Below are 24,337 nucleotides of genomic sequence, written 5' to 3' on the forward strand. Positions count from 1 at the left end.
TGTTTCATGGTTTCAACCAACATCTCACAAACTATATCTTCTCAGCAATCCTTAATTTTGCACTTCTTGCTCTGTTGTTGATTTTGATCTCAGCATCGTCCGGTACAATAAGCTTTCCGATTGTTTTAAACGGTACTGAAAAGTTTCCGTAAAAATCTCTTTCCGGCTCTCCTTCAAACATTCCGTTTTTGATAAATCTTTTTACCAGTCTGTCTTCTAAAGAATGGTAAGAGATTACCGAAAATCTTCCACCTGGATTTAAAATTTCTAACGACTGCTCGATAAACTCTTTCAAAACATCCATTTCCTGATTTACCTCAATTCGGATCGCCTGATAAATTTGAGCCAATATTTTGTTGCGAACTCTTTCCGGTAAATATTTTGCCAGAACTTCTTTCAATTCATCTGTCGTTTTGATCGGATAACCTTGTCTGGCTTCTACAATTGTTCTTGCCAAAACCGGGGCATTTTTCAACTCCCCATAATCAAAAAAAACACGACGTAAATCCTGTTCTTCATATTCGTTAACCACCCGGTAAGCATTTAAATCATTTTTCTGACTCATCCGCATGTCCAGTTCAGCATCAAATCTTGTCGAGAAACCTCTTTCCGGAACATCAAACTGATGGGATGAAACCCCCAAATCGGCCAAAATTCCATCTACTCCTTTAACACCATGAAAACGCAGAAATCTTTTTATGAATCTGAAATTCTCATTAATTAAGGTAAACCGTTCATCTGGTAATGCATTCGCAAGTGCATCTTCATCCTGATCAAAAGCAAATAATTTTCCGTTTGGTCCCAATCGTCTCAAAATTTCTTTTGAATGCCCCCCGCCTCCAAACGTAACATCTACATAAATGCCATCAGGTTTAATATTTAAACCATCAACTGTAGGATGAAGCAAAACCGGATTATGATATTCCATTGTCGTCGTCATTAATATTTCCCATTACTTCTTCGGCTAGATCTGCAAAATCCATATCTTCGCCGCTTATTGATTTTTCATATAAATCCTTATCCCAAATCTCCACAATATTAACCGCAGATGAAAAAACCACATCTTTAGAAATACCTGAAAAAGTCACCAAATCTTTCGGAACCAGTAATCGCCCCAATGCATCAATCTCTACCACTTTAACACCCGCAGTAAATCTTCGAATGAAATCATTGTTCTTTTTTACAAAGCGATTCAGCTTGTTGATTTTTTGCATCATCAGGTCCCACTCGTCCATTGGATACAATTCTAAACACTGTTGAAAAACGGAGCGCTTCAAAACGAATCCGTTTTGAAGAGAGGAAGTCAGCTGCTTTTTCAAGGGCGCAGGCAACATTAGCCTCCCCTTAGCATCAACTTTACACTCATATGTTCCGACAATTGTGTTCAAGAAAAATTCATTAATATGTTATAGGACAAAAATATAAAAAATATTACCACATTTTACCACTATATACCACTTTGTTAATAAGTTTAACCACTTTCCTCCCACTTCGCTTAACCCATACATAATCAATACGTTAACTTATTATTAACGAATCATCAATTACACTAATCATTCAAAAAAAATACGCGCTATTTTTCTTAAAAATTTAGCTATTATGCTGGTTTCTTAACATTTAGAAAATCGATCAAAAACGTCCATTTCAACTGATTTTTAATCACTTAGAAATTATACTGAAATTATCTAGTTAAAAAACGGTGGCAAAAATTCATTTTTATTTATTAAACCCTATATTTGTCCAAATTGAAATTGGCATTAAATTAAATGGACAAACACTACAAAAAAGAAGGCAAATACAGCTATTATGAAGCTGGAGAAGGAACTCCTATCGTTATTTTACATGGCTTAATGGGAGGCCTTAGTAACTTTGATGCTGTAGCCGAATATTTTCCACCAAAAGGATACAAAGTTGTAATCCCGGATTTGCCAATATACACTCAAAGCATTTTAAAAACGAACGTAAAAAGCTTTGCCAAGTATGTAAAAGACTTTATTACTTTTAAAGGCTTTGATCAGGTTATATTACTGGGCAATTCTTTAGGTGGTCACATTGCTCTATATCACACAAAGCTGTATCCTGAAAAAGTTGCCGGACTGGTAATAACAGGAAGCTCAGGACTTTACGAAAGCGCAATGGGAGACAGCTATCCGAAAAGAGGCGATTACGAATACATCAAAAAGAAAGCTGAAGATGTTTTTTACGACCCTGCAATTGCAACACCGGAACTTATTGACGAAGTGTATGCAACCGTTAATGACCGTATCAAACTGATCAAAACCCTGACGATTGCCAAGAGTGCCATTCGTCATAATATGGCCAAAGATTTACCAAAAATGACGACAGAAACCTGTATCATCTGGGGTAAAAATGACGCCGTTACTCCCCCAAATGTTGCCGAAGAATTTGATAAATTATTGCCTAATTCAACTTTGTACTGGATAGACAAATGTGGACACGCTGCTATGATGGAGCATCCTCAGGAATTCAACAAAATTCTGGAAGAATGGCTCGTTAAAAAGAATTTATAGCATCTAACTTTCGACTTTTAGGAGGTTTTAAAAACAAAAAACATGAAAATTAATACCGCCGAATTCATTGTCAGCAATTCTGAAGTATCAAAATGCCCTCAGGAATTTTTACCAGAATATGCTTTTATCGGAAGATCAAACGTAGGTAAATCCTCCTTGATCAACATGCTTACCAATCATAAAAATTTAGCAAAAACATCAGGACGACCTGGAAAAACACAGTTAATCAATCATTTTAAGATTAACAGCAATTGGTTCCTTGTCGATTTACCGGGTTATGGCTACGCCAAAGTATCCAAGAAAACAAAATCTGTTTTCCAACAGTTTATCACGGATTATTTTGAAACCAGAGAGCAATTAGTTTGCGCTTTTGTTTTGATTGACATCCGCCATGAAGCGCAAAAAATTGACATCGAATTCATGTCGTATATGGGAGAAAGCGAAATTCCGTTTTGCATCATCTTTACCAAAGCAGATAAAATCAGCAAAGTAAAAATCGATTCTCATATTGCAGCCTATAAAAAACAAATGTTCGCCAATAACTGGGCCGAAATGCCTCAATATTTCGTAACCTCGTCTACCGAGGCCATCGGAAAAGAAGACCTTTTAGCATATATCGACGAAGTAAATCAGGAGGTTTTTAAAAACAACTCGGGGTTTTAAATTCCAAATCCCAAAAGAATCAATAAAAAAATCCCAAATTCCAACCTTACAATTGGGATTTGGGATTTTTTTATATTGGAATTTTAACTACTGTTTTTTTTTGATAAAAGAAATCCCAAATTCCAAGTTTTAACAATTGGAATTTGGGATTTGGAATTTGGAATTTGAGATTTCTAATATTGGAATTTCAACTATTTAGTCAGATCCAGTTTTTCTGCAAAATAATCACAGAAGTCCTTCATGGTATCTGACATTTTCTCGTCGTCTGTAGCGCGTTTGAAAGTATCTGCCATTGCAACCAAAGTCTGATGGAAGAAGATCTTCATTTCATCTACCGGCATATCTTTTGTCCACAAATCAATACGCATGCTTTCTTTGGCTTTACTGTCCCAAATAGACAACATAATTGCCTTTGCATCTTCCGCTTCTACTCCGCCGTCCTTTGCAGTCCAGGATAATTTTTCCGGAACGCGGTTTTGATCTAATTCTATATTGAATCTAATTTCTGATTTTATTGTATCTGACATTATTTCTTAGGTTTATATTTTGATTTTTCAAAGATTACCTTTGACTCTGTTTTTAATAATTCCGGCAAAGTTACGTTATTATTCTTCATAAACGACCGTACCATTTGCCATCCCAGCCAGGCTCCTATTCGACCCGGTGTATCATTGTCAATTTCCAAAAAGAATTTAGAAAATGGTGCCGGTGCTATAAAGCGGCCTGTTAGTTTTGGATCGTCGCTGTACAGCATTTCATTCTCAATAAAATAGCGCCACATATACGCTTCGTTTTCCTGACTCCATTTTATCTGTTCGGGGGTATAACCAATTTTTTCAGCATCGGTATAATCCGGAAGCAGTAAATCTTTTGCATACAATTGTTTTCCTTCAAAAATCATTTGAGAAACTAAATTTTTATCCGGAAAGGCCGGAATGTTTCGATAAGCAAAACTCGAAACCACATCGGGCATAATTTGTCTCTCTTCGAAATTTTGTTTCAGATAATTTGGGAATTCATAAAACTTATGCTCTTTCCCCAAATACAATTCCAACGCTACAATTACCAGACTGTCTGCGTATATCGCTTTGGCATTATAATCCATTTCTCCAATTACGGTGATTACTTTTGGCGTTTTTGTTTTAGGAAAATAATATTTCACATGTTGAAAAAGCGCATTAAATTCTTTGCGTACCGGCTCAAAATCGCTGTACTTTTTTTGAACTTCCGTATAAACTTCTCTCCAGATTGGATCCTGCATTTTTTTCAGCCAGATATTGTCGTCATTTCCTGCCGGAAAGAAAAAAGGATATTGTTTTTTTACTTTAGCCAAATCCTCTGGTTTGGTCTCAAAAAACACCTTGTCAAAACGCTCTACTTTAATATCAACCGGAATTTCTTCTACTGCTTTTTCGACTTTGTTTTTTTGATCACAGGACAAAAAAAACAAGCACAGAACCACTGCTAAGCGATATATTTTCATTTTATTTTAATTAGATTTGTGTTGCTCATATTTTAAGCAAACTGCGCTTAAAAATATTTGTACAAATATACATCCCTGTATCTTAAATCTTGAATTATTATGGCTAAAAAAAGTACCATTCAGACAGAAAAAGTAAACGCCCACATTGTAGAGTGGTTAAAAAATTATGCTACCCAGGCAAAAGTTAATGGTTTTGTAATTGGAATTTCAGGCGGAGTTGACTCTGCTGTCACTTCTACCTTATGTGCGCAAACGGGTTTAAAAGTCCTCTGTGTCGAAATGCCAATTCATCAGGCCGCCAATCAGGTTTCAAGAGGAAGAGAGCATATTGAGCAGCTTCAGAAACGTTTCCCGAATGTTTCGAGTATAGAAACCGATTTAACCGCCACTTTTGAGGCTTTTAAAAGTGCTGTACCTCAAACAAATGACGAAGCAAAAGTAAATTTATCGTTGGCCAATACACGTGCCCGTTTAAGAATGACTTCTTTGTATTATTTAGCAGGAATTCATGGTTTGCTTGTGGCAGGAACAGGAAACAAGGTAGAAGATTTTGGAGTAGGATTTTACACTAAATATGGAGACGGTGGAGTCGATTTAAGTCCAATTGCCGACTTAATGAAGTCAGATGTATACGCTTTAGGAGCATTTTTAACAATTCCGGAGTCAATTTTAACCGCAGCTCCTACTGATGGATTATTTGGCGACAACCGTACTGATGAGGACCAATTAGGCGCCAGTTATGACGAACTTGAATGGGCAATGTTGACCTCGGAGTCAGGAAATACGGGAGCTGATCTGAGTGGAAGAGAGAAAATTGTCTTTGAAATTTATAAACGTTTAAACACCAGCAACAAGCATAAAATGGACCCAATTCCGGTCTGTATCATACCAAAAACGTTAAAATAATACTTTTTAACATTTGTCTGCAATTAATTACAGAATTTATTTATTAATTTTACAGTTCCAAAAACATGAACAATTCTAAAAAAGGTAAAAATTATGATTAAAGTATGTCTTGCAGACAATCATCCTGTGACTCACTTTGGCGTTAAGTCTTATTTTAAAGACCACGATCAAATTTCAATTGTTGCCAACGTCGGCAATTTTTCAATGGTTAGAGATATCCTTCAAACGAAAGAAATCGACATCCTGATCCTAGATCTGGAACTGGAAGGGCTTTCAAGTATTTTTGAAGTAAAATCCATCCTGAAAAATTTCCCAAAAACAAAAATTGTAATTTTTAGTGACCTCGCTGAACAAATGTATGCTCCAAATGCTATCAAAGCAGGAGTTTCCGGTTACGTACACAAAACAGAAAAACTTGAAACTTTAGGTCTTTCTATTATTAAGGTACACGAAGGAAAAATTATCATCAACGAAACAGTACGCAAAAACATGGCCCTTATTGCGAAACAAAGCAAAAGCGAGCGTTTGTACAGAAAACTTTCAAATCGCGAGATCGAAGTTTTACGTTACTTAAGTGATGGTAAGAAAAACAATGAAATCTCTAAAATCTTAAATCTGAACGAAAAAACAATCAGTACTTACAAATTAAGATTATTGACTAAATTAAATGTTACTAATTTAGTTGACTTAGTAAACAAAGCTAAGACTTTAGAAATTATTTAATGGTATCTCGACATTACTCTACCCAGTTTTTTCGAGAATGAGTTAACTAATTTTGAGTAATCGACAACCATAGACAAAAGCTCTGTATTATCTGAATTATCAGGTTTTATAGAGCTTTTTAATTCATGGATGATTTTATCAACCAAAAACCAACGCATCGACATAATCGTTTCAGTAACATACTGCGCAATGGTTTCGTGCTTCATTTTAGAAAAAATGTTCTGACCTTCCCAATCGTGCAGGGCTAACTTTTCATCTTCCATTAAAATATCCGTAACCTCCTGAGCAAAGTCAGGCTGCAAACGCATTAAATATTGTTCAAGACTGAATTTTTCATTCTGATTGTAAAACCCAATTAAATCGGTAAAGATGTCACGAAACAAATTGTTTGAAAGCTCTACTTCATCTTCCTGTAAACTCAAATAAATACGCTCATACACTTTGTATTCTCTCATTTCAGAGACCATTACAACTTCGCCTTCATCGTTGTTTTTTAAAAGTACATCTTCAAATTCTTCCGTTTTGTCTCCATAAAGCAATAGAATCTCAATTACTTTACGTTCTAAACGGTATAAAATATCCACTTTTTCAGCCGATTCTTGCGGAGCAAACCCCGGCTCTCCCGGATAATAATCTTCGGGCGGTCCAGTTCTTGGATCATCGGGATCACCACCTGAATATCCGGTATTTTTTGGACTTTGATTCCTGAAAACTTCAAAAGGCTTTTGTTCCTGCTTTTGTTTTTTATTGACTTCGGCAATATCCTTTTGGATGAGCTGCGCCAAAGTACTCACCAAAACCTGCTCGGAAATATCCATAATTCTGGCACATTCCTGCGTATAAACCTCACGCTGAATACGATCCGGAATTTTAGCAATACTATTGACCATATCCCGAATCAGATCGGCCTTTTTTATAGGGTCGTTTTTAGCCTCTTTCATCAAAAGAGAGGCTTTAAACTGTATAAAATCCTTACTGTTTTCTTCTAAATAAGCAACAAGATCATCATGCGAATTTTTTCGCGCAAAACTGTCCGGATCTTCTCCGTCGGGAAAAGCACAAACTCTTACATTCATACCTTCTTCCAGAATCAAATCGATTCCTCGAACAGAAGCTCGTAATCCGGCAGCATCCCCATCAAAAAGAACGGTTATATTTCGCGTTAATCGATTGACCAAACGAATCTGATCTGGTGTTAAAGCAGTTCCCGATGAAGCCACAACGTTCTCGATTCCGGCCTGATGAAACTGAATAACATCGGTGTACCCTTCAACCAAATAACAATTATTTTGCTTCGCAATGGCCTGTTTTGCCTGAAAAATTCCGTAAAGCACTTTACTTTTATGGTAAATATCACTTTCTGGAGAGTTTAAATATTTTGCCGCTTTTTTATCATTTGTTAAAATACGTCCTCCAAAACCCAAAACACGCCCCGACATACTTTCAATAGGAAACATAACACGCCCCTTGAACCTGTCAAACGGACGATCTTCTCTTGCGATTGTTAAACCTGTACTTTCCAGAAACTCCAGTTTGTATCCTTTACCCAAAGCTTCTTTGGTAAGGGCGTCCCAGGTTTCCGGCGAATAACCTAAGCTAAATTTTCTGATGGTTTCATTGGTAAAACCTCTTTCCTTAAAATAAGAAAGTCCAATTGCTTTTCCTTCTTCTGAATTGAGAAGTGTTTTATGAAAATATTCTTTAGCAAATTCCGAAACCAGATACATGCTTTCACGGACATCAGTCATCGCTTTTTCAGCATCGGTCTGCTCCGTTTCTTCAATTTCTATATTGTATTTTTTCGCCAGGTATCGAATCGCTTCGGGATAGGTGAACTGTGAATGTTCCATCAGGAATTTGACTGAATTCCCTCCCTTTCCGGTACTAAAATCTTTCCAGATTCCTTTTGCAGGTGATACCATGAACGACGGAGAGCGCTCATCTGAGAACGGACTTAAGCCTTTGAAGTTACTTCCGGCTCGTTTTAAATTAACAAAATCACCAATAACCTCCTCTACACGAGCAGTTTCAAAAACAGAATCAATTGTACTTTGTGAAATCAAAACGTAAAATATTTATAAAATTTGAAGTCTGTAAAAGTACACAAATCCCCCATGAAATCAGGCAATTTTAAACAAAAAAAAGCGCTTCTTTCGAAACGCTCTTCTCACTAACTAATCAATTGTATTCTTAATTAAAATCAAATCTTAACCCCAATGAAATATTATTTTCTTTTACTGTATTGTTTTTAAACAATGGGTTCAAATCATACTTTACATACAAGCTCATTTCTTTGTATCCAATGTAAGAGCTCAATCCGTAAATAAAATTATTGACATTATAATCTCCTTTAATCGTGGTTTTATAATCTAAATCGTCCTGATCGTATTTTAGAATTTGTTTTGATTTTACATTGATTCCTGCATAACCTCCGATTCCAAAACGGAAGCTATCGTGGGTTCTGAAATAGGTTTTTCCGTTGCTTACTTTTGGTCTTGAAAAGTCAAACTCTAAATGAATTGGCACTGCGATGTACACATTTCTAAAACGGGATTCATCTAAATGAATCGCATTGGTTTGCAATTCTGTCTGGTTTCCATTGACTACAAAATATTTATTATCTCTCGGGCGAATATTATTATACATTAAAGACAATCCGTATTTGGCATGCAACAAGTTATCGTTTTTCATTAACCTGGTGTTGTAGGTAATACCCCATTCGTAAAAATGCGATCCTGTAAACCTATATTTAGAATCCTGTAATTTACCATCAACCATCATATTATTCAATCCTGCTGCAAATACAAATTGTGATGTGGTTCTTCGCTCACCGTGGATAGAATCTTTACTCCAGCGTTTCGTATTCCAGCGAATGGTATAAATACGTGAAGAATCCTGTTCTTTGATCTTCCCGTCAACTTTTTGCTGTACCAGATCACTTAGTTCGTTTTGTGCTGCCGTTACTTTTTCTTCGATAATTACCGCTCTGGCTTCTGCCAGTTCTTTTTTGCGCTTGTCCGCTTGCTCATGAGTAATTTTCCCTTCGGATAATTGCACATTTACAGCTTCAACTTCTACTTTCAAATTTTCTTTTTCTTCTTTGGTAACCTTTTCTATTTTATGGGCTATTTTTTTAGCTCTTGATTCAAAAGTCTCCTGTCCGAGTACTTTACTCACAAATAAGAAGACTAAAATAACGAGGTGAATGGTAAATTTTTTCATGACTGTTTTCTTTTTAAAATTGATTGTTGATTGATGATTTATACTTTATTAATTTGATTCGGAATTGGCATTAAAAGCCTGCCCGACAGCTGTCGGAATTATGAATGTTGATTTTTGATTTTTTGATTTTCCCCCAACCCGAGCGCTCCGCATTGGGTCTTGAAACTTTATTCCTGCTGGTTTCGATTGGCCAAAGCCACTTTTACCGCTTCGTAATTTTTATTGACTTTTGTAATTACTTTTTCACGAAACGACAGTTCCAGTTCGCCATCGACCTGATTCAGCAAGTCACTGGCATTGACTCTTAGTTTTGATTTTGGTTTGACCGAATTTTCAGCGACAACCGTTTTTTCTGGCGATTGCAACAGCTGCTCTACCGTTTCTTTTTTAGGCTGCTCCCCAACTAAGGTCTGGGTAAGCGTTGATTGTTTTTTGGGATTGTTTTTGATGATGATTGAAGACTCCGCTATTTGATTTGATTCATTTTTAATGGTTTTATATGGTTTTGAAATTTGATGGTTTTCTGGTTTAATTGCATTCTTAACTTCTTTTTCTTTTGAAATTGCTACTGCATCTTTAACCGCCTCCTGTATATTTAAAGCCGGTTGTACAACAGAATCTTTTTTTGCATTTTCTTCAATGACAATTGCCTCTTTTGGTGTTTGGTCTGCATTTTTCTTCTGATTAAAGAAGAAGGTTCCAACCAGTAAAAACCCAACCAAACTTGCCGCAACATACATCCATTTCTTTTTCCCGGTTTGTCGTGAACGAAGGTCAATCGTTGTTTTCTTGTCCTCAGCAACACTCAGCATCGCATCCAATCGATCCCAGGCTTTGTCGCTTGGTTCTATTTTACGCTGATTTAGTTTTTCACGGAAATCCTTTTCAAAATTATTCGGTTCCATTATCTTGTCTTTTTAAAATTGTAATTTGTGTTTGCAGCATCTTTCTGGCGTGCGATAATTGCGATTTCGATGTCCCTTCATTAATCCCTAACATCTTGGCAATCTCATTGTGTTTGTATCCTTCTATGGCGTATAAATTAAAAACCATTTTATAACCGTCGGGCAAAGCATCAATTAAAAACTGAATCTGATCTATCGAAAACTGGCTGTCAATTGCATTGAAACTTTCTTCGATGTAAATTTCTTCTTCACTAAATTTTACTTTTTTCTGAACTCTCAAATAAGAGATACATTCGTTCACCATAATTCGCCTGACCCATCCTTCAAAACTTCCTTTATGTTCAAATCTGCTTAAATTTGTAAACACTTTCATAAAAGCAGTTATCATTACATCTTCTGCCAGTTGAATGTCTTTTATATACTGTCGACAAACACTTAACATTTTTGAAGAAAACCGACTGTATATTTGCTGTTGTGCCTGTCGATTATTATCGACTGCCAACCTTATAATTTCAGTTTCTTCCTGATGTAGGTGAATAATTTTCATTAATAAGCATTTGGTTTTGGTTTAGTAACAGACTTCTATTAGCATAGACGCATAACGTTTTAAAATGGTTGCATGAGAATAGAAAAAAATTCAATAAAAAAAATTCCAAATCCCAACAAACACAATTAAGTCACTGATTTACAACAAAGTAAATCAATTATCTAATTAACAAATTTCCTAATTATTTAATTAAAAAAAGATTATTTCTTTCTTTCTATAACGTAGTTTACCATTAAAACAAGGGCGTCTTTAAACTCAGAATCCGAAAAGTTCTCTAATAAAGAAAGTGCTTCCTGCTGAAATTGCACCATTTTTTGTTCGGCATAAGCCAATCCGTTATTCCCTTTTACAAAAGCAATAACTTCTTTGACGCGTTTTTTGTCTTTATTGTGGTTTTTGATGGAGTTTATCAACCACTTTTTTTCTTGCGGGGTACAAGTATTTAATACGTGAATTAAAGGCAAAGTCATTTTTTGCTCTTTAATATCGATTCCGGTTGGTTTACCTATGGCTTCTTCGCTATAATCAAATAAGTCATCTTTAATTTGAAAAGCCATTCCGATAAGCTCACCAAATTTTCTCATGTTTTCGACCTGAGCATCGTCTTCAATTACCGATTTTGCCCCAAGTGCACAACAGGCTGCAATAAGTGTTGCAGTTTTCTTTCGGATGATCTCGTAATAAACCTCCTCGGTAATATCGAGTCTTCTGGCTTTTTCGATTTGAAGTAGCTCACCTTCGCTCATTTCACGAACAGCGACAGAAATGATTCTCAATAAATCAAAGTCACCATTGTCTATAGAGAGTAAAAGCCCTTTGGATAGTAAATAATCTCCAACCAAAACGGCAATCTTATTTTTCCAAAGTGCATTGATGGAGAAAAATCCACGACGACGGTTACTATCGTCTACGACATCATCGTGTACTAAAGTAGCCGTATGAATAAGCTCAATTACAGAAGCACCACGATACGTTCTCTCGTTTACAATACCTTCAGAAACCATTTTAGCGGTTAGAAAAACAAACATCGGACGCATTTGTTTCCCTTTTCGGTTTACGATATAATAGGTGATACGATTCAACAAAGCCACCTTTGAGGTCATCGATTCATGGAACTTTTTTTCAAAAAGTTCCATCTCGTTAAAAATGGGCTGTTTTATTTGAGAAGTAATATTCATTTCGATCCCAAATATACTATTTTAAATAAAAAAACCCCGTGTATTTTACATTAGTATATCAATAATTTATACACTAATGTAAAAAAACGGGGCGAAACATTCTATTAAGTCCGATTTGAATTTAGGATTGAAACGATATTGGCAAAAAAATCAATTGTATTGTTTATTTGCTGAAATAAACTCGATCTATCCCTCTTTGTTGGCCAGCTGCCCACAAGCCGCATCGATATCTTTTCCGCGACTGCGACGTACTTTTACAACTACGCCAATATTTTCGAGTGCTTTTATATAGGCCAGTATCGATTCTTCTGAAGCTTGCTGAAATTCGCCATCATCAATCGGATTGTATTCGATCAGATTGACTTTACACGGAACATATTTGCAAAACTTTACCAAAGCATCAATCGAAGCTTTGTCGTCGTTGATACCTTTCCAGACTACATATTCGTACGAAATTTTATTTTTGGTTTTTCTGTACCAGTATTCCAGTGATTCTCTCAAATCAGCCAGCGGGAAGTTTTTACTAAAAGGCATGATTCGTGCGCGCACTTCATCGATCGCAGAATGGAGTGAAACCGCCAATTTGAATTTTACATCATCATCGGCCATTTTTTTAATCATCTTCGGAATTCCCGAAGTCGAAACCATAATACGTTTCGGAGACATCCCTAAACCTTCCGGTGAGGTAATCATCTCAATGGCTTTGATTACATTGTTGTAATTCATCAAAGGCTCTCCCATTCCCATAAAAACGATATTCGAAAGGGGGTGATTGTGATACAAACGACTCTCTTTATCTATAGCAAGAACCTGATCGTAGATTTCTCCCGGCTCCAGATTTCGCATTCTTTTTAAACGTGAAGTAGCACAGAAATTACAATCTAAACTACATCCTACCTGACTTGAAACACAGGCAGTTGTTCTGGTTTCTGTCGGAATCAATACCGATTCTACCACTAAACCATCGTGTAAACGAACAGCGTTTTTTACCGTTCCGTCGCTGCTGCGCTGCATCGTATCAACCTTAATATGATTGATTACAAAATTATCCTCAAGCATAGAACGGGTTGTTTTGGCTACATTGGTCATGTCATCAAAACTGTGCGCTCCTTTGCTCCACAACCATTCATAGACTTGATTTCCACGAAAAGCTTTGTCATTATTAGCGACAAAAAAATCGCGTAACTGATCTTTTGATAAGGCTCGTATGTCTTTTTTCTCCATTTGCATGCTGCAAAGTTAATCACTTTTGTCCTTTTTTTGGGTTTTTAAAGTCATTCTTGTTTAAAAATCAATAACCGAAAAGGTCTTCTTGAAACTTTTTTTACCAAACACTACTGAGGAAGCTCATTTTTCCTTTCTATTATAAGCTTTAAATAAAATCTTTACCATGATTTTTATCAGTTCTTTTGCCATTCGTTCGTGATAAATTTGATCTAAGAAAAAGAAAGTAATTCGCTATAAAAACCAAGCTGAATTATCACCTGAGTTTAAATTTAACTAAATAAACACCACGTACAAATGAAAACGATTCAATCAATTTTATTCGCAGTAGTCATCACATTAGCAATACAAGTAAACGCTCAAAGAAAATATACCCTATCCAAATCAACTTTCGAAGTTGCAGGAACCTCCAACATACACGATTGGGTAATGAAATCATCAGAAGCATCCGGCAGCGCTTACCTGACTGTTACCGATTCGAAAATAACAGATATTAAAAATCTAACAGTTTCCTTATTAGCAGAAAGCATAAAAAGCAGCAAAGGCAGCATGGATGATGTGGCTTATGCAACGCTCGAAACCAAAACATACAAAAACATCAAGTATGTCTTAAAAGCTGCCGAGAAAGTAAACGAATCCACCTGGATTCTTACCGGAACCTATACCATCGCTGGCGTGAGCAAGGATTACAGAACCCAGGTAAGGATAACAACCTACAACAATGATACTTTTACATTACAAGGGTCCAACCGAATGACTTTTGCTGATTTTGAAATGACAACCCCATCAGCGGCTCTTGGAGTTGTTAGAGCCGGTAAAGAAATAACCGTGCTTTTCAATATTACCTTAACTGATTATGTAAAAAATGAAAATGTTTTAGTGGTTAAATAAGCCGTTCAGTGTAATAGATTTTAACACATAGCAACAACCGTTTTGTATTCATAAAAACAAGGTATCTCTCTTCATTTAAATACACCTACTTTTTTATGTGAAAGAAATATACTTTTTCGTTCCCTTTTTTGCCCCTAAGAGCTATTATGTTTCTATGTGTTAAATCTTTTCTATGAATTACTCATCAACGAGTTTATCAAACAATAATTTAAAGGCCGTCGATTAGAATTAAAGGAACAGTAGCATACGCTTGCCTTCTAAAAGTAAACTTCCTTAAAAAAACGAGTGCAACTTTTCAAAACTTAAATTTTTGGCACGAGAATTGTCTTGGACTCAAAAGGAAAATAATCTTACAAAGAGCTCAACAATTTTAAAATGTGTATCTTTATTTTTCAGCTTTATAACCTTTAAATTTTATCAATCTAAAAAATCAATTCATTATGAAAAAACAAATCTTAAGTCTGGCTGTTATCGCTTTATTAGCATTCGGTGTTCAATCTTGCGAAAAGAAAGAACCAAAACCTGCAGAAGAAGAATTAACTCTTGGTAACAAGGTTGACTCTTTAACCACAGATATTGAAGAAGTAAAAGACAGTGCTGTAAGCAAAACAGAAAATGCTGCCGAAGACGTAAAAGATGCTACAAAAAAAGCAGCTGAAGATGTAAAAGACGCGACTAAAAAAGGCGCTGAAAAAGTAGAAAATGCAGCCAAAGCCGCTAAAGACGGAACTGTTAAAACTGCCAAAGAAGTTAAAGACGCTTTGAAAAAATAGTCCCTTCTGATTCTAAAACGAAACCATTCGCTAACAACGAATGGTTTTTTTATACCCAAAAGCGAACCGATATTTTTGTATTTTTACACTCAAATTTAGAAGATACTACAAGATGCATTTTATTTCACAAGACCTCGAAGATTATATCGAACAACATTCTGAGAATGAACCGGAATTATTAGCAAAACTTAACAAAGAAACCTACCAGAAAATACTGCTACCAAGAATGCTTAGCGGACATTTTCAGGGGCGTGTGTTAAGCATGTTATCTAAATTGATTCGTCCCGTGAATATTCTTGAAATTGGTACTTATACCGGCTATGCCGCTTTGTGTTTGTGTGAAGGAATGCAGGAAAACGGACAACTTCATACCATTGACATCAAAGAAGAATTAGTAGGCTTTCAACGCAAATACTTTGACGCATCTCCCTGGGGGAAACAAATTTTCCAACATTTGGGTGAAGCTATCACCATCATTCCGACTCTGGATGTTAAGTTTGATTTGGTTTTTATTGATGCCGATAAAGAAAACTACCTGAATTATTGGGAAATGATTGTTCCGAAGATGAACAAAGGCGGTATTATTTTATCCGATAATGTTTTATGGAGTGGAAAAATACTGGAACCGGTTCATCCGAATGACATTAGCACCAAAGTGCTTTTAGAGTACAATTTACTCCTGAAAAATGATCCAAGAGTCGAAACAGTTTTATTGCCTATTCGTGATGGGTTGACGGTTAGCAGGGTGCTTTAGGAAAGGAACTAAGGTTCTGAAGCGCTAAGGTTCTAAGTTTTTTTATGGCTGATTGAATTGCCTTCAGCTTTAGCTGAAGGATAGCATAAGATTGAAGAAAAGGCTTTAGCCGAATTAAATGCAGTTTAATTCGGCTAAAGCCTTTTTGTATTTCTAAAAATATATTTCTCCAGCTAAAGCTGGAGACAAATCAAGAAAAAAACTTAGACCCTTAGCGCCTCAGAACCTTCAATTATATTCTATCAGAGACAATTCAACACAATAATTAAAACACTAAACAAATAAGGTTCTAAGTTTTCTCGAAAAAAAAACTTAGAACCTTAGTATCTTAGCCCCTCAGAACCTCCAAAAAAAACTACCCCGGAAAATATTGTGGTTTCAACCTACGGTATACCAAATAAAGTAAGGATCCGAAAAGCGCTCCAACGAAATAACCGGTCAGGATGTCTCCCGGATAATGCAATCCCAGGTAGATTCGGCTATAAGCGAAAATCAAGGGCCATAAAAAGAGGAACCCCAAATATTTAATACGATCTCGTAAAATGAAGTATAAAAAAGTAGCTACTGCCATAGTATTGGCTGCATGACCGGAGAAAAAACTAAATGATTGTCGGGTCTGTACCACACGAATAATAGTGTTGATATCAGGATTGTTACATGGTCGCAATCGCTGAACAGTGTACTTTACCAAATTGGTAACCTGATCTGTAAACGTGATCAGAACCGCTATAAAAAGCAGTAAATATAAGGTTTGTTTGCCTCCCAACTTTTTATAAATCAAGTAAAAAAACAATAGAAAAAGAGGAGTCCAATTCAATTGACTGGTAATAATCAGCCAAAGTTTGTCGTATGTTTCAGAACCTAAACCGTTAAGATACACCAATAATTCGGTGTCTATTTTTTGTATTTTTTCAAGCATATTATCTTTGGCGTTTTACAGGTCCTGAGATTAAATCAATGTCTTCTTTTACTTTGTCTATTTCTGTAGCGGTATCTCCTAATAAATTAGCAGAGTCCCCCATCAGATTACTTTTGGCATCATTAATCTGTGCATTGATATTCCCTGTTATATCTGTAAGTGATCTTGAATCAAGACCGTTAGCCTCAGCTCCCTTTTGAATTTCGCTTTTAATATCGTTAGTTGCATTTTTTAATTGTGCCATCGCTTTACCCATTGTACGGGCGATTTCAGGCACTTTATCTGAACCAAAAAGCATTAGTACTATAAACAGTATAAAAACTAATTCTCCTCCTCCTATACCAAACATATCTTTTATTTTTGTGTGTCACAAAGATATTAAATTTTGCAACGGACCGTTTTAAAATTTACTTAAAAAAAGAAATCGTTTATAAAGATTTCCGCTCCGCTAGAGCTTTTGAATACTGCTAAATTACATATCCTACAAACGTTTTGCTCCGCTGGAGCAATTTCAGACAAAAGAAAACAGTTCCTTTGTGAAAGATTTTAATTTATATAAAAAAAGGCTGTCTCATTTTTGAGACAGCCTTTTTTTGCTTATTCTTAATCAAATTTTGATTTTTCTTCTACTTTCGGCCAGCTATTGTTGGTTACATCAATATCGGCGGTCATTAATTTCGGATCGATCTGAATGCTTTTGATTGTTTTTTCAGTGGCATACACTTTCTTGGCGGTATCATTATTCTTTCTCCAAATTTGAGCCGGATACTGGTAATTCTCTTTTGAACCGTCTTCATAAGTAATCTCAACCAAAATTGGCATAATCATTCCACCCGGTTTATTAAACTCTACTTCATAGAAATATTTAGGCGATTTCAGGCTTGCTTTTTCCTCTGCTGTAAAAGTCTGACTAACGTAATCTGACAATAGTTTTACATCTTGCACTTTTAAAGCTTTTTTGCTTGAAGCGCTTACTTCAGCATTATCACCGGCAACTAAATATACAAAAGGTCCTTTATCAAATCCAAAACGTCCCTTTCTAACTTTAATATCTTTAATATCTGCTGTTGGTGTTTCAGAAACATAATATTGTTTCACTTCTTTGATTCCGATATCTACAAAATCTGTAGAATAAAACCATCCTCTGAAAAACCAATCTAAATCAACTGCCGAAGCGTCTTCCATAGTTCTGAAGAAATCCTCAGGGGTTGGATGTTTAAACTTCCATCTGTTGGCATATGTTTTAAAAGCATAATCAAACAATTCTCTTCCCATTACAACTTCTCTTAAAATATTAAGACCCGTTGCCGGTTTTCCGTATGCATTATTTCCAAATTGATGAATGGTTTCAGAGTTAGACATGATAGGCTCTAAAAATTTCTGATCTCCACTCATATATGGAACAATATTTTTTGCCGGACCACGTCTTGAAGGAAAGCTCGGATCACGCTCTTGTTCTGCCATATATTGTAAAAACGAGTTCAATCCTTCATCCATCCAACTCCATTGACGTTCGTCTGAGTTTACAATCATCGGAAAAAAGGTATGCCCCACTTCGTGAATTACAACACCAATCATTCCGTTTTTAACTTCTTTGCTGGTCACTCCATTTTCATCCGGACGACCATAATTCCAGCAAATCATCGGATACTCCATCCCCTGATCTTCTGCCGAAACAGATACTGCTTTTGGATAAGGATAATCAAAGGTGTGTGCGGAATAACTTTTTAAAGTGTGCGCTACCACCATTGTAGAAGTTTCTCCCCACAAAGGGTTTGCCTCTTTTGGATAAACAGACTCCGCCATCACGACTCTGTTTCCTATTTTTACAGCCATTGCATCGTAAATGAATTTTCTTGAAGAAGCAATTCCGAAATCACGTACATTTTTTGCACTAAATCTCCATGTTTTTTTCTTTTCCGAAAAACCTTTTTCTGCTGCCTCAGCCTCAGCTTGTGTTACAATTACAACCGGTTTGTCAAATGATTTTTGAGCCAGTTCGTAACGTTTTACCTGCTCTGGTGTGAAAACTTCGGCTCTGTTTGTCAATTCTCCTGTTGCATCAATAATATGATCTGCAGGAACTGTAATGTTTACATCAAAATTACCGAAAGGCAGTGCAAATTCCCCGCTTCCCCAAAACTGCATGTTCTGCCAGCCTTCTACATCATTGTAAACGGCCATTCTTGGATAAAACTGAGCAATTACATATAATTTATTTCCGTCTTTGTCAAATGACTCATAACCGGAGCGTCCGCCGCCCTCTTTTCTATAATTATTAACGTTGTACCACCATTTGATCGCCATGGAAATTTTCTCACCCGGTTTTAAAGGTGTTGCCAGGTTAATACGCATCATCGTTTCATTGATGGTATACGACATTGGATTTCCTTTGACGTCTTTTACCTCCACGATATTAAAACCACGCTCTAAATCTTTTTTCAAATACTTGCTTGAAAATCCATCCAAAGGCAAAACAGGATTGATTTTTTCACTTTCCGCCAAAGAGGTCTGACCGTTTGCTTTGGCCTGATTTTGATCTAACTGTATCCATAAATACTCCAGAACATCAGGAGAATTATTAGAATACGTTATTACTTCAGAACCATCTATTCTTGATTTTTTATCGTCTAATTCAATATCAATTTTATAGTCTGCCTGCTGTTGGTAATAGGCCGGACCCGGTGCTCCCGAAGCGGTACGAAACATATTTGGAGTAGCTAACAGATCGTACATCTGGCTGAATTTGTTCGTATCGTACTTCCCTTGCTGCTTTGGAGCAACTGTTTTGTCCTGAGCGATAAGCATCGCAGGAAAAATCAACAATAATGAAAGTTTTTTCATAAAATTTTAATGGTAATTTTGTCAGGGTGTGAAAATAACAATTTAAAATAATAATTTTATATATTATTTAGTACTTTAACAATTCTTTCCTCGAAGATTCTGTAAACAGAACACTTTTCTTACTGCCAAATGCTGTAATGTGTGTAATGTTCTGTTGTTCAGCATTCCAATCCACTAAAATCGTGTTCGAAATCTCGATGGTTTTGAATTTATCAATGTCTTTTATACGGGAATAACACACCAAAACATCGCTGGCCTCTACTTCTTTAGATAAAAAAGTAATAGGCTTTGACTGACCGTTTATTTTAATGCTAAAGTTTTCTGAAAGGTATCTTTTCAACAACTCTACATCCGCCTCGGTTTCTTTATCGGTTCCTACGAATGTTTTTTTATGGTATTTTTTCTCCATACCATTATTCAGGTCGTCAATAAAAATACGGGAAGTAATCTGAATCATCTTTTTTTCAGCCGCATAATTGACCTGAAAAACGCCCATATAAAACTTATGAAATGCAAAAGCTGTGAGCGACAAAAACAATACCCCAAGTAAAGGATAGATTACTTTTCTTTTCATTACTGCGAAACTTTCACTTTTTTAAATTCTCTGTTTTTATTGACTAAGAAATCAATCAATTCAAATTTTTGCTCCGGCTCAAGATGTTTTCTTGATTCCGGATCATTTGAACAATACATTAAAAACAATTCAATTTCATCTTCTTTTAATCCCAGCGTACCCGTGAAGAAATTTGTTTTAAAATTAGATCTTGAATATTCGATGAAAGCCATATCGGTTATAACCTCTTCTTTTACGTCCTCATTTTTAGAGAGCAGCTTTTTAACATCTTTAAAGATTCTCACGAAATCCATTCCGTACTTAATAGTCTGATCGGAATACATTGTAATATTTTTGGCTGTAGACTGTTTGTCATCCTCAAATTGCATGTCAGCATATTTCTGCGAACCTCCCCCAAGTGCTTTCACTTTAAGATCTTTATGCACCAAAACCTCTTTCAGCTCATTGCTTATCAGATTTAAGGGTACCGAAAGCAAAATTTCGGCACAGTCTTTTTCCGTCAGCACAATTTTTTTAGATTGAAACGCCAATCCTGTAAACAACAAGGTGTCTTTGGGTTTTGCCATGATATCAAACAATCCGCCTGAACCAATAAAGGTTCTGACATTGGCATTTACGTTCATTACATAACCGCTTTCAATGGCAAGCGATTTGTTTGTAACTTGTCCGTGCAATGGTTTTCTTGAGTTTTGTCCCAGTGCAATTTGACAAACCAGGCTTATAAGTAATACAGTTAGGCTATTTTTCATTTTCGAGAATTATTAGATATTTTCGGGCTAGATCGGTTAATAAAAACATACTCATTGTTTTGTTTTTAGTATCCAAAGATACGGCAAATTCAGCATCATCTACACAATATAATTGAAATCCTTTAATATCTGCTACAGGAATTTTCAATCGATCCGTATAATAATTTTCCTCAAAAAGATATTCCATTTTCCTAAAAAGCATCTCTTTCTTTTCGACATTAACTTCCTTTTTCAGCATTGCAGTTCGTCCGGAAATCTTATTGAGTAATTTGTCTACCGAAGTAGAAGTTGCCGTATACACTTTTCGTTCTGCGGCCGTATATTTTTTTTGTCCGTATGGAATTATCCCTAAATTTTCAGCCGTAATATTAGCATTCTCATTCACCACTACTTCTTTAAGCTCTACTTCTTTGGCTGTCATTTTAATCCGAAGCAAAGCTGAATTCATATCTTCCGCAGTAATCCTTCTTTTATAGCCCTCCAGATTTACAGCCGAAAACACCAAAACATCTCCTTCTTTTACGACAATCGAAAACATCCCGTTTGCATCTGAAACCGCCGTTACCTGAGTTGCATTATTGATAATATTTACCGCGTCAACCGAGGTAGACTGCTCGAAAATTTGTCCAAAAATTTCTTTCGAAGTTTTATTCTGCGTAAAACCCAACTGAACCAACAACAGCAGGGCAATGTATATGATTTTATTTATTTTCACTTGCAATTATTTCTTTATACTTAACAGCCAATTCTCCCAATAAAAACTCCGTCGAAGTTTTGTTTTTAGAGTTCAAAATCACCGTGAATTTATCATTATCTACTGCATAATATTCGAATCCTTTTACATATTCGAGAGGGATTTTCAAGCGATCCACAAAATGCTCCAGCGTAAACATTTTCTCTAAAAGCTTCATAAAAGCCTCTTTTTTCTCTACCACTGCTTCTTTTTTAAGCATGGCAGTACGTCCGGAAAAAAAATTCAATAAAGGATCAGCAGAAACAGAAGCTCCCACCATACCTCCTGCGCTTGCCGTCGCATTTAAATCGGTAGCCGTACGCAATTTTCGTTCGGCTGCCGTGTATGATTTTTGCCCCGCAGGAATAATTCCCAAAGAAACAGCATTGACATTACTGTAATTTTTTATGATGACTTCCTGCAACTGATGCATCACCATATTGAGTTTCACCGTAAAATTGATATCCGAAAAGTTTTCCGCCGTTAACACCACCCTGCTTTCTCTGAATAGTACTGATGAAAAAACAAGCTCATCACCCGCCTTGGCAGCTATTGAAAACGCTCCCGAAGCAGCTGTTGTTGTCATTACCTCTGTCCGGGCATTGATTACATAAACTCCTTCCAAATCAGTAGCATTAGAAGTTATCCTTCCGTTTAAAACAGCCTTGTCCTGAGCCTGAGACCAACCGATTTGCCCTAAAACAATAACCAAAAAACAGAGAACCTTATGCATCGATAACAATTTTTTAGCGTTTTTCTTAAAGCTGTAAAAATATCTTAATGTTCTCCAAATTTAATACTAAGGAGTTGGTAAAAATATGTTAATTAAACTCAACGAAGAGGCTGCAAAAAGAGAGTTTTTAATACCTTTAACCGGTTCAACCTGAGTTTAAATTATATGAAAAGCATTATCATTGCCAGCACTTCTACCCTTCACGAAGGCAGCTATTTAGAGTATCTACTCCCTACTTTACAATCTCATTTCAAAAACTGTACCAGCATCTTATTTATTCCGTTTGCCCGTCCCGGAGGCATCTCACATGATGATTATACCGCAAAGGTTTCAGAAGCTTTTGCCTCAATCAACATTTCTGTTAAAGGAATTCATGAATTTGAAAGCGCAGAAGATGCCCTGAAAAATGCAGAAGGAATTTTTACCGGAGGAGGAAATACTTTTTTACTGGTTACCCAATTGTACAAACACAATATCATGCAGCTTCTTTCTGAAACTGTAAAAAACGGAACGCCTTATTTAGGAACAAGTGCCGGAAGTAATATTTGCGGTCTGTCTATGCAAACCACTAATGATATGCCAATCATTTATCCACCAAGTTTTCAAACCCTGGGCTTAATCCCTTTCAACCTAAACCCGCATTACTTAGACCCGGACCTACAATCGAAACACATGGGAGAAACAAGAGAAACGAGAATTAAAGAGTTTCATGCTTTTAATGCAATTCCGGTTTTAGGCTTACGAGAAGGCAGCTGGCTGGAAGTAAAAGGCGACAAAATTACCTTAAAAGGAAACCTGCAGGCTCGTTTGTTTCTACAAAACGAAGTTCCAACAGAATTAGAAACAGAAAGCGATTTAAGTAATCTGAAGTAAAAATTCAATCTTTATAAATCCCAATTTTTTTAAATTCCAAATTCCAATTTTTCAATCAATTAGATGTAAAGATGTGGAATTTGGATTTTTTTTCTCCTTACCTAACCCAAAAAGAACGCAGATAACGCGGATTCGTTTCACGAAAACGCTGATAAAAACGGATTCTCTAAAAGAATACAAGTTATCCTCAAACGAATAACATAAAAAATCCGCACTGATCCGCGTTTTCGTGAAACGAATCAGTATAATCCGCGTATTACTTTTTTCAATTATGGCTATAAACAAAAAATCCCCAAACAAATGTTTGAGGATTTTTAAAGAGCGAAAGACGAGGCTCGAACTCGCGACAACCAGCTTGGAAGGCTGGAGCTCTACCAACTGAGCTACTTTCGCATTTACAGGGTGCAAATATAAATAATTTAAATCATTAAAAAAAATAAAAATCAAAAATTATTTAGCTTTGTTAAAAAAACCGAAACGATTAAATCTCGGTTTTTTTAGAGCGAAAGACGAGGCTCGAACTCGCGACAACCAGCTTGGAAGGCTGGAGCTCTACCAACTGAGCTACTTTCGCATTACTGTGGTGCAAATATAGAACATAAGTTCAGTTAAAAGCAAGCTTTTCGGTAAAAAAAATCAATAAAAATTCACATTTTTCGATAACTTATTTAAAATTAAAAAGTTATAACCTCAATTATTTTCCCTTATTTTTGGGTAGTTCAGCCAAAATAGCCTCAAAAGAAACTCATATTGTCCTTCACTCCATTTTCAGAAAAGAAAAATCAGCCGAAAATCGTATCTTTGATAGAGAAAATTAAAAAAATAACCTGTCAACAGGACTCATTTTATAACTTATTAGGGATAATTAATGGAAAATTGATTGAACAACTAGGTTTGCAGGAAGTGAAAATGTGAAAATTGTGAAATGTGGGATGTGAAATGTCATATGTGGAACTTGAAACTTGAAACTTGGAATTTGGAATTTAGAAACACTTCACTCAGTACATTATTTCGTAATAAAAATTTAATAAGAATTATTTCATTTTTTGAAAAAATCAAAGCTATATTTGCCGAAAAAATCAAATTCCAATTCAAGGATTATTTCAAAAAAG

At 35.9% G+C, this 24,337-nt stretch carries 25 protein-coding genes and 2 tRNA genes; 8 read left to right on the forward strand and 19 right to left on the reverse strand.

Features of this window, described 5'->3' with window-relative positions; translation table 11 throughout:
- Positions 1-31 precede the first annotated feature (31 nt).
- Together rsmH and mraZ are read right to left on the reverse strand one after the other, a co-directional pair.
- The gene (gene rsmH / locus ACN1CN_RS14705; protein ID WP_173965549.1) at positions 32-940 is read right to left on the reverse strand and encodes a 16S rRNA (cytosine(1402)-N(4))-methyltransferase RsmH; all 909 of its coding nucleotides are present in this window, start codon (positions 938-940) and stop codon (positions 32-34) included.
- Entirely contained in the window at positions 915-1,388 is a 474-nt protein-coding gene (mraZ, locus tag ACN1CN_RS14710; protein WP_173965548.1) for a division/cell wall cluster transcriptional repressor MraZ, read from the reverse strand. Before mraZ ends, rsmH begins: the two co-directional genes overlap by 26 nt.
- Positions 1,389-1,766: 378 nt before the next feature.
- Here mraZ and ACN1CN_RS14715 point away from each other — a divergent pair, with 378 nt between their 5' ends.
- Together ACN1CN_RS14715 and yihA are read left to right on the forward strand one after the other, a co-directional pair.
- Positions 1,767-2,531: an alpha/beta fold hydrolase gene (locus ACN1CN_RS14715; RefSeq protein WP_264522846.1), complete on the forward strand. Its 765-nt coding sequence runs from the start codon at positions 1,767-1,769 to the stop codon at positions 2,529-2,531.
- A 42-nt stretch (positions 2,532-2,573) separates the two neighbouring features.
- Positions 2,574-3,194 (forward strand): ribosome biogenesis GTP-binding protein YihA/YsxC, encoded by a 621-nt coding sequence (yihA, locus tag ACN1CN_RS14720; protein WP_291285810.1) that lies wholly within the window; start codon positions 2,574-2,576, stop codon positions 3,192-3,194.
- A gap of 191 nt (positions 3,195-3,385) precedes the next feature.
- Here the strand turns inward: yihA and gldC are convergent, their stop codons facing one another.
- Together gldC and gldB are read right to left on the reverse strand one after the other, a co-directional pair.
- Positions 3,386-3,721 carry a gliding motility protein GldC gene (gene gldC, locus ACN1CN_RS14725; protein ID WP_264522844.1) on the reverse strand — a complete coding sequence of 112 codons (336 nt, stop codon included), beginning with the start codon at positions 3,719-3,721 and terminating at the stop codon, positions 3,386-3,388.
- Positions 3,721-4,677: a gliding motility lipoprotein GldB gene (gene gldB, locus ACN1CN_RS14730; protein ID WP_419136189.1), complete on the reverse strand. Its 957-nt coding sequence runs from the start codon at positions 4,675-4,677 to the stop codon at positions 3,721-3,723. Before gldB ends, gldC begins: the two co-directional genes overlap by 1 nt.
- Before the next feature lie 99 nt (positions 4,678-4,776).
- Here gldB and nadE point away from each other — a divergent pair, with 99 nt between their 5' ends.
- Positions 4,777-5,583 carry an NAD(+) synthase gene (nadE, locus tag ACN1CN_RS14735; RefSeq protein ID WP_291285812.1) on the forward strand — a complete coding sequence of 269 codons (807 nt, stop codon included), beginning with the start codon at positions 4,777-4,779 and terminating at the stop codon, positions 5,581-5,583.
- Positions 5,584-5,676: 93 nt separating this feature from the next.
- On the forward strand, positions 5,677-6,306 hold the full coding sequence (locus ACN1CN_RS14740) for a response regulator transcription factor (RefSeq protein WP_026730588.1): 630 nt from the start codon (positions 5,677-5,679) through the stop codon (positions 6,304-6,306).
- Here ACN1CN_RS14740 and dnaG read toward each other — a convergent pair.
- The 6 genes from dnaG to rlmN all read right to left on the reverse strand — a co-directional run bounded on the left by dnaG (position 6,303) and on the right by rlmN (position 13,388).
- On the reverse strand, positions 6,303-8,369 hold the full coding sequence (dnaG, locus tag ACN1CN_RS14745) for a DNA primase (RefSeq protein WP_419136190.1): 2,067 nt from the start codon (positions 8,367-8,369) through the stop codon (positions 6,303-6,305). The two genes, ACN1CN_RS14740 and dnaG, sit on opposite strands and share 4 nt — an antisense overlap.
- 127 nt (positions 8,370-8,496) lie before the next feature.
- The gene (locus ACN1CN_RS14750; RefSeq protein ID WP_419136191.1) at positions 8,497-9,528 is read right to left on the reverse strand and encodes a hypothetical protein; all 1,032 of its coding nucleotides are present in this window, start codon (positions 9,526-9,528) and stop codon (positions 8,497-8,499) included.
- A gap of 167 nt (positions 9,529-9,695) precedes the next feature.
- Complete coding sequence (locus ACN1CN_RS14755) at positions 9,696-10,433, reverse strand: hypothetical protein (protein ID WP_419136192.1); 738 nt, start codon at positions 10,431-10,433, stop codon at positions 9,696-9,698.
- Entirely contained in the window at positions 10,420-10,980 is a 561-nt protein-coding gene (locus ACN1CN_RS14760) for an RNA polymerase sigma factor (protein WP_264522838.1), read from the reverse strand. The genes ACN1CN_RS14755 and ACN1CN_RS14760 overlap by 14 nt, the downstream gene beginning before the upstream one ends.
- A gap of 200 nt (positions 10,981-11,180) precedes the next feature.
- Positions 11,181-12,158 carry a polyprenyl synthetase family protein gene (locus ACN1CN_RS14765; RefSeq protein ID WP_291285815.1) on the reverse strand — a complete coding sequence of 326 codons (978 nt, stop codon included), beginning with the start codon at positions 12,156-12,158 and terminating at the stop codon, positions 11,181-11,183.
- Positions 12,159-12,344: 186 nt separating this feature from the next.
- Positions 12,345-13,388 (reverse strand): 23S rRNA (adenine(2503)-C(2))-methyltransferase RlmN, encoded by a 1,044-nt coding sequence (gene rlmN / locus ACN1CN_RS14770; RefSeq protein WP_419136193.1) that lies wholly within the window; start codon positions 13,386-13,388, stop codon positions 12,345-12,347.
- Positions 13,389-13,679: 291 nt separating this feature from the next.
- Between rlmN and ACN1CN_RS14775 the strand changes: the two genes are divergently transcribed.
- From ACN1CN_RS14775 to ACN1CN_RS14785, 3 genes are all read left to right on the forward strand, one after another.
- Positions 13,680-14,273, forward strand: coding sequence for a YceI family protein (locus tag ACN1CN_RS14775; protein WP_291285816.1), 594 nt, complete (start codon positions 13,680-13,682; stop codon positions 14,271-14,273).
- A 440-nt stretch (positions 14,274-14,713) separates the two neighbouring features.
- Positions 14,714-15,046, forward strand: coding sequence for a hypothetical protein (locus tag ACN1CN_RS14780; RefSeq protein WP_263362776.1), 333 nt, complete (start codon positions 14,714-14,716; stop codon positions 15,044-15,046).
- Between the two features lie 112 nt (positions 15,047-15,158).
- Positions 15,159-15,800 carry an O-methyltransferase gene (locus tag ACN1CN_RS14785; RefSeq protein WP_419136194.1) on the forward strand — a complete coding sequence of 214 codons (642 nt, stop codon included), beginning with the start codon at positions 15,159-15,161 and terminating at the stop codon, positions 15,798-15,800.
- A 355-nt stretch (positions 15,801-16,155) separates the two neighbouring features.
- Here ACN1CN_RS14785 and ACN1CN_RS14790 read toward each other — a convergent pair whose 3' ends face one another.
- The 7 genes from ACN1CN_RS14790 to ACN1CN_RS14820 form a co-directional block, all read right to left on the reverse strand.
- Positions 16,156-16,719, reverse strand: a complete 564-nt coding sequence (locus tag ACN1CN_RS14790; RefSeq protein WP_419136195.1) for a phosphatase PAP2 family protein — start codon at positions 16,717-16,719, stop codon at positions 16,156-16,158.
- A gap of 1 nt (position 16,720) precedes the next feature.
- Positions 16,721-17,068, reverse strand: coding sequence for a Sec-independent protein translocase subunit TatA/TatB (locus tag ACN1CN_RS14795; protein WP_264522832.1), 348 nt, complete (start codon positions 17,066-17,068; stop codon positions 16,721-16,723).
- Between the two features lie 254 nt (positions 17,069-17,322).
- On the reverse strand, positions 17,323-19,563 hold the full coding sequence (locus ACN1CN_RS14800; RefSeq protein WP_419136196.1) for a M1 family metallopeptidase: 2,241 nt from the start codon (positions 19,561-19,563) through the stop codon (positions 17,323-17,325).
- A 67-nt stretch (positions 19,564-19,630) separates the two neighbouring features.
- Positions 19,631-20,137, reverse strand: a complete 507-nt coding sequence (locus ACN1CN_RS14805) for a DUF6702 family protein (protein WP_419136197.1) — start codon at positions 20,135-20,137, stop codon at positions 19,631-19,633.
- On the reverse strand, positions 20,137-20,886 hold the full coding sequence (locus tag ACN1CN_RS14810) for a hypothetical protein (protein ID WP_419136198.1): 750 nt from the start codon (positions 20,884-20,886) through the stop codon (positions 20,137-20,139). The genes ACN1CN_RS14805 and ACN1CN_RS14810 overlap by 1 nt, the downstream gene beginning before the upstream one ends.
- The gene (locus tag ACN1CN_RS14815) at positions 20,876-21,601 is read right to left on the reverse strand and encodes a carboxypeptidase-like regulatory domain-containing protein (protein WP_264522828.1); all 726 of its coding nucleotides are present in this window, start codon (positions 21,599-21,601) and stop codon (positions 20,876-20,878) included. The genes ACN1CN_RS14810 and ACN1CN_RS14815 overlap by 11 nt, the downstream gene beginning before the upstream one ends.
- Entirely contained in the window at positions 21,588-22,352 is a 765-nt protein-coding gene (locus tag ACN1CN_RS14820) for a hypothetical protein (RefSeq protein WP_419136199.1), read from the reverse strand. Before ACN1CN_RS14820 ends, ACN1CN_RS14815 begins: the two co-directional genes overlap by 14 nt.
- A gap of 165 nt (positions 22,353-22,517) precedes the next feature.
- On the opposite strand from ACN1CN_RS14820, the gene pepE reads away from it, so the two are divergent.
- The gene (gene pepE, locus ACN1CN_RS14825; protein ID WP_419136200.1) at positions 22,518-23,225 is read left to right on the forward strand and encodes a dipeptidase PepE; all 708 of its coding nucleotides are present in this window, start codon (positions 22,518-22,520) and stop codon (positions 23,223-23,225) included.
- Positions 23,226-23,545: 320 nt separating this feature from the next.
- On the opposite strand, the gene ACN1CN_RS14830 is transcribed toward pepE, so the two are convergent.
- A tRNA-Gly gene (locus ACN1CN_RS14830) sits at positions 23,546-23,618 on the reverse strand.
- A gap of 108 nt (positions 23,619-23,726) precedes the next feature.
- Positions 23,727-23,799 (reverse strand) — tRNA-Gly (locus ACN1CN_RS14835).
- Positions 23,800-24,337: the final 538 nt, after the last annotated feature.

Origin of the sequence: Flavobacterium sp. T12S277 (genome assembly GCF_048514875.1) — a bacterium.
Lineage (GTDB): Bacteria > Bacteroidota > Bacteroidia > Flavobacteriales > Flavobacteriaceae > Flavobacterium.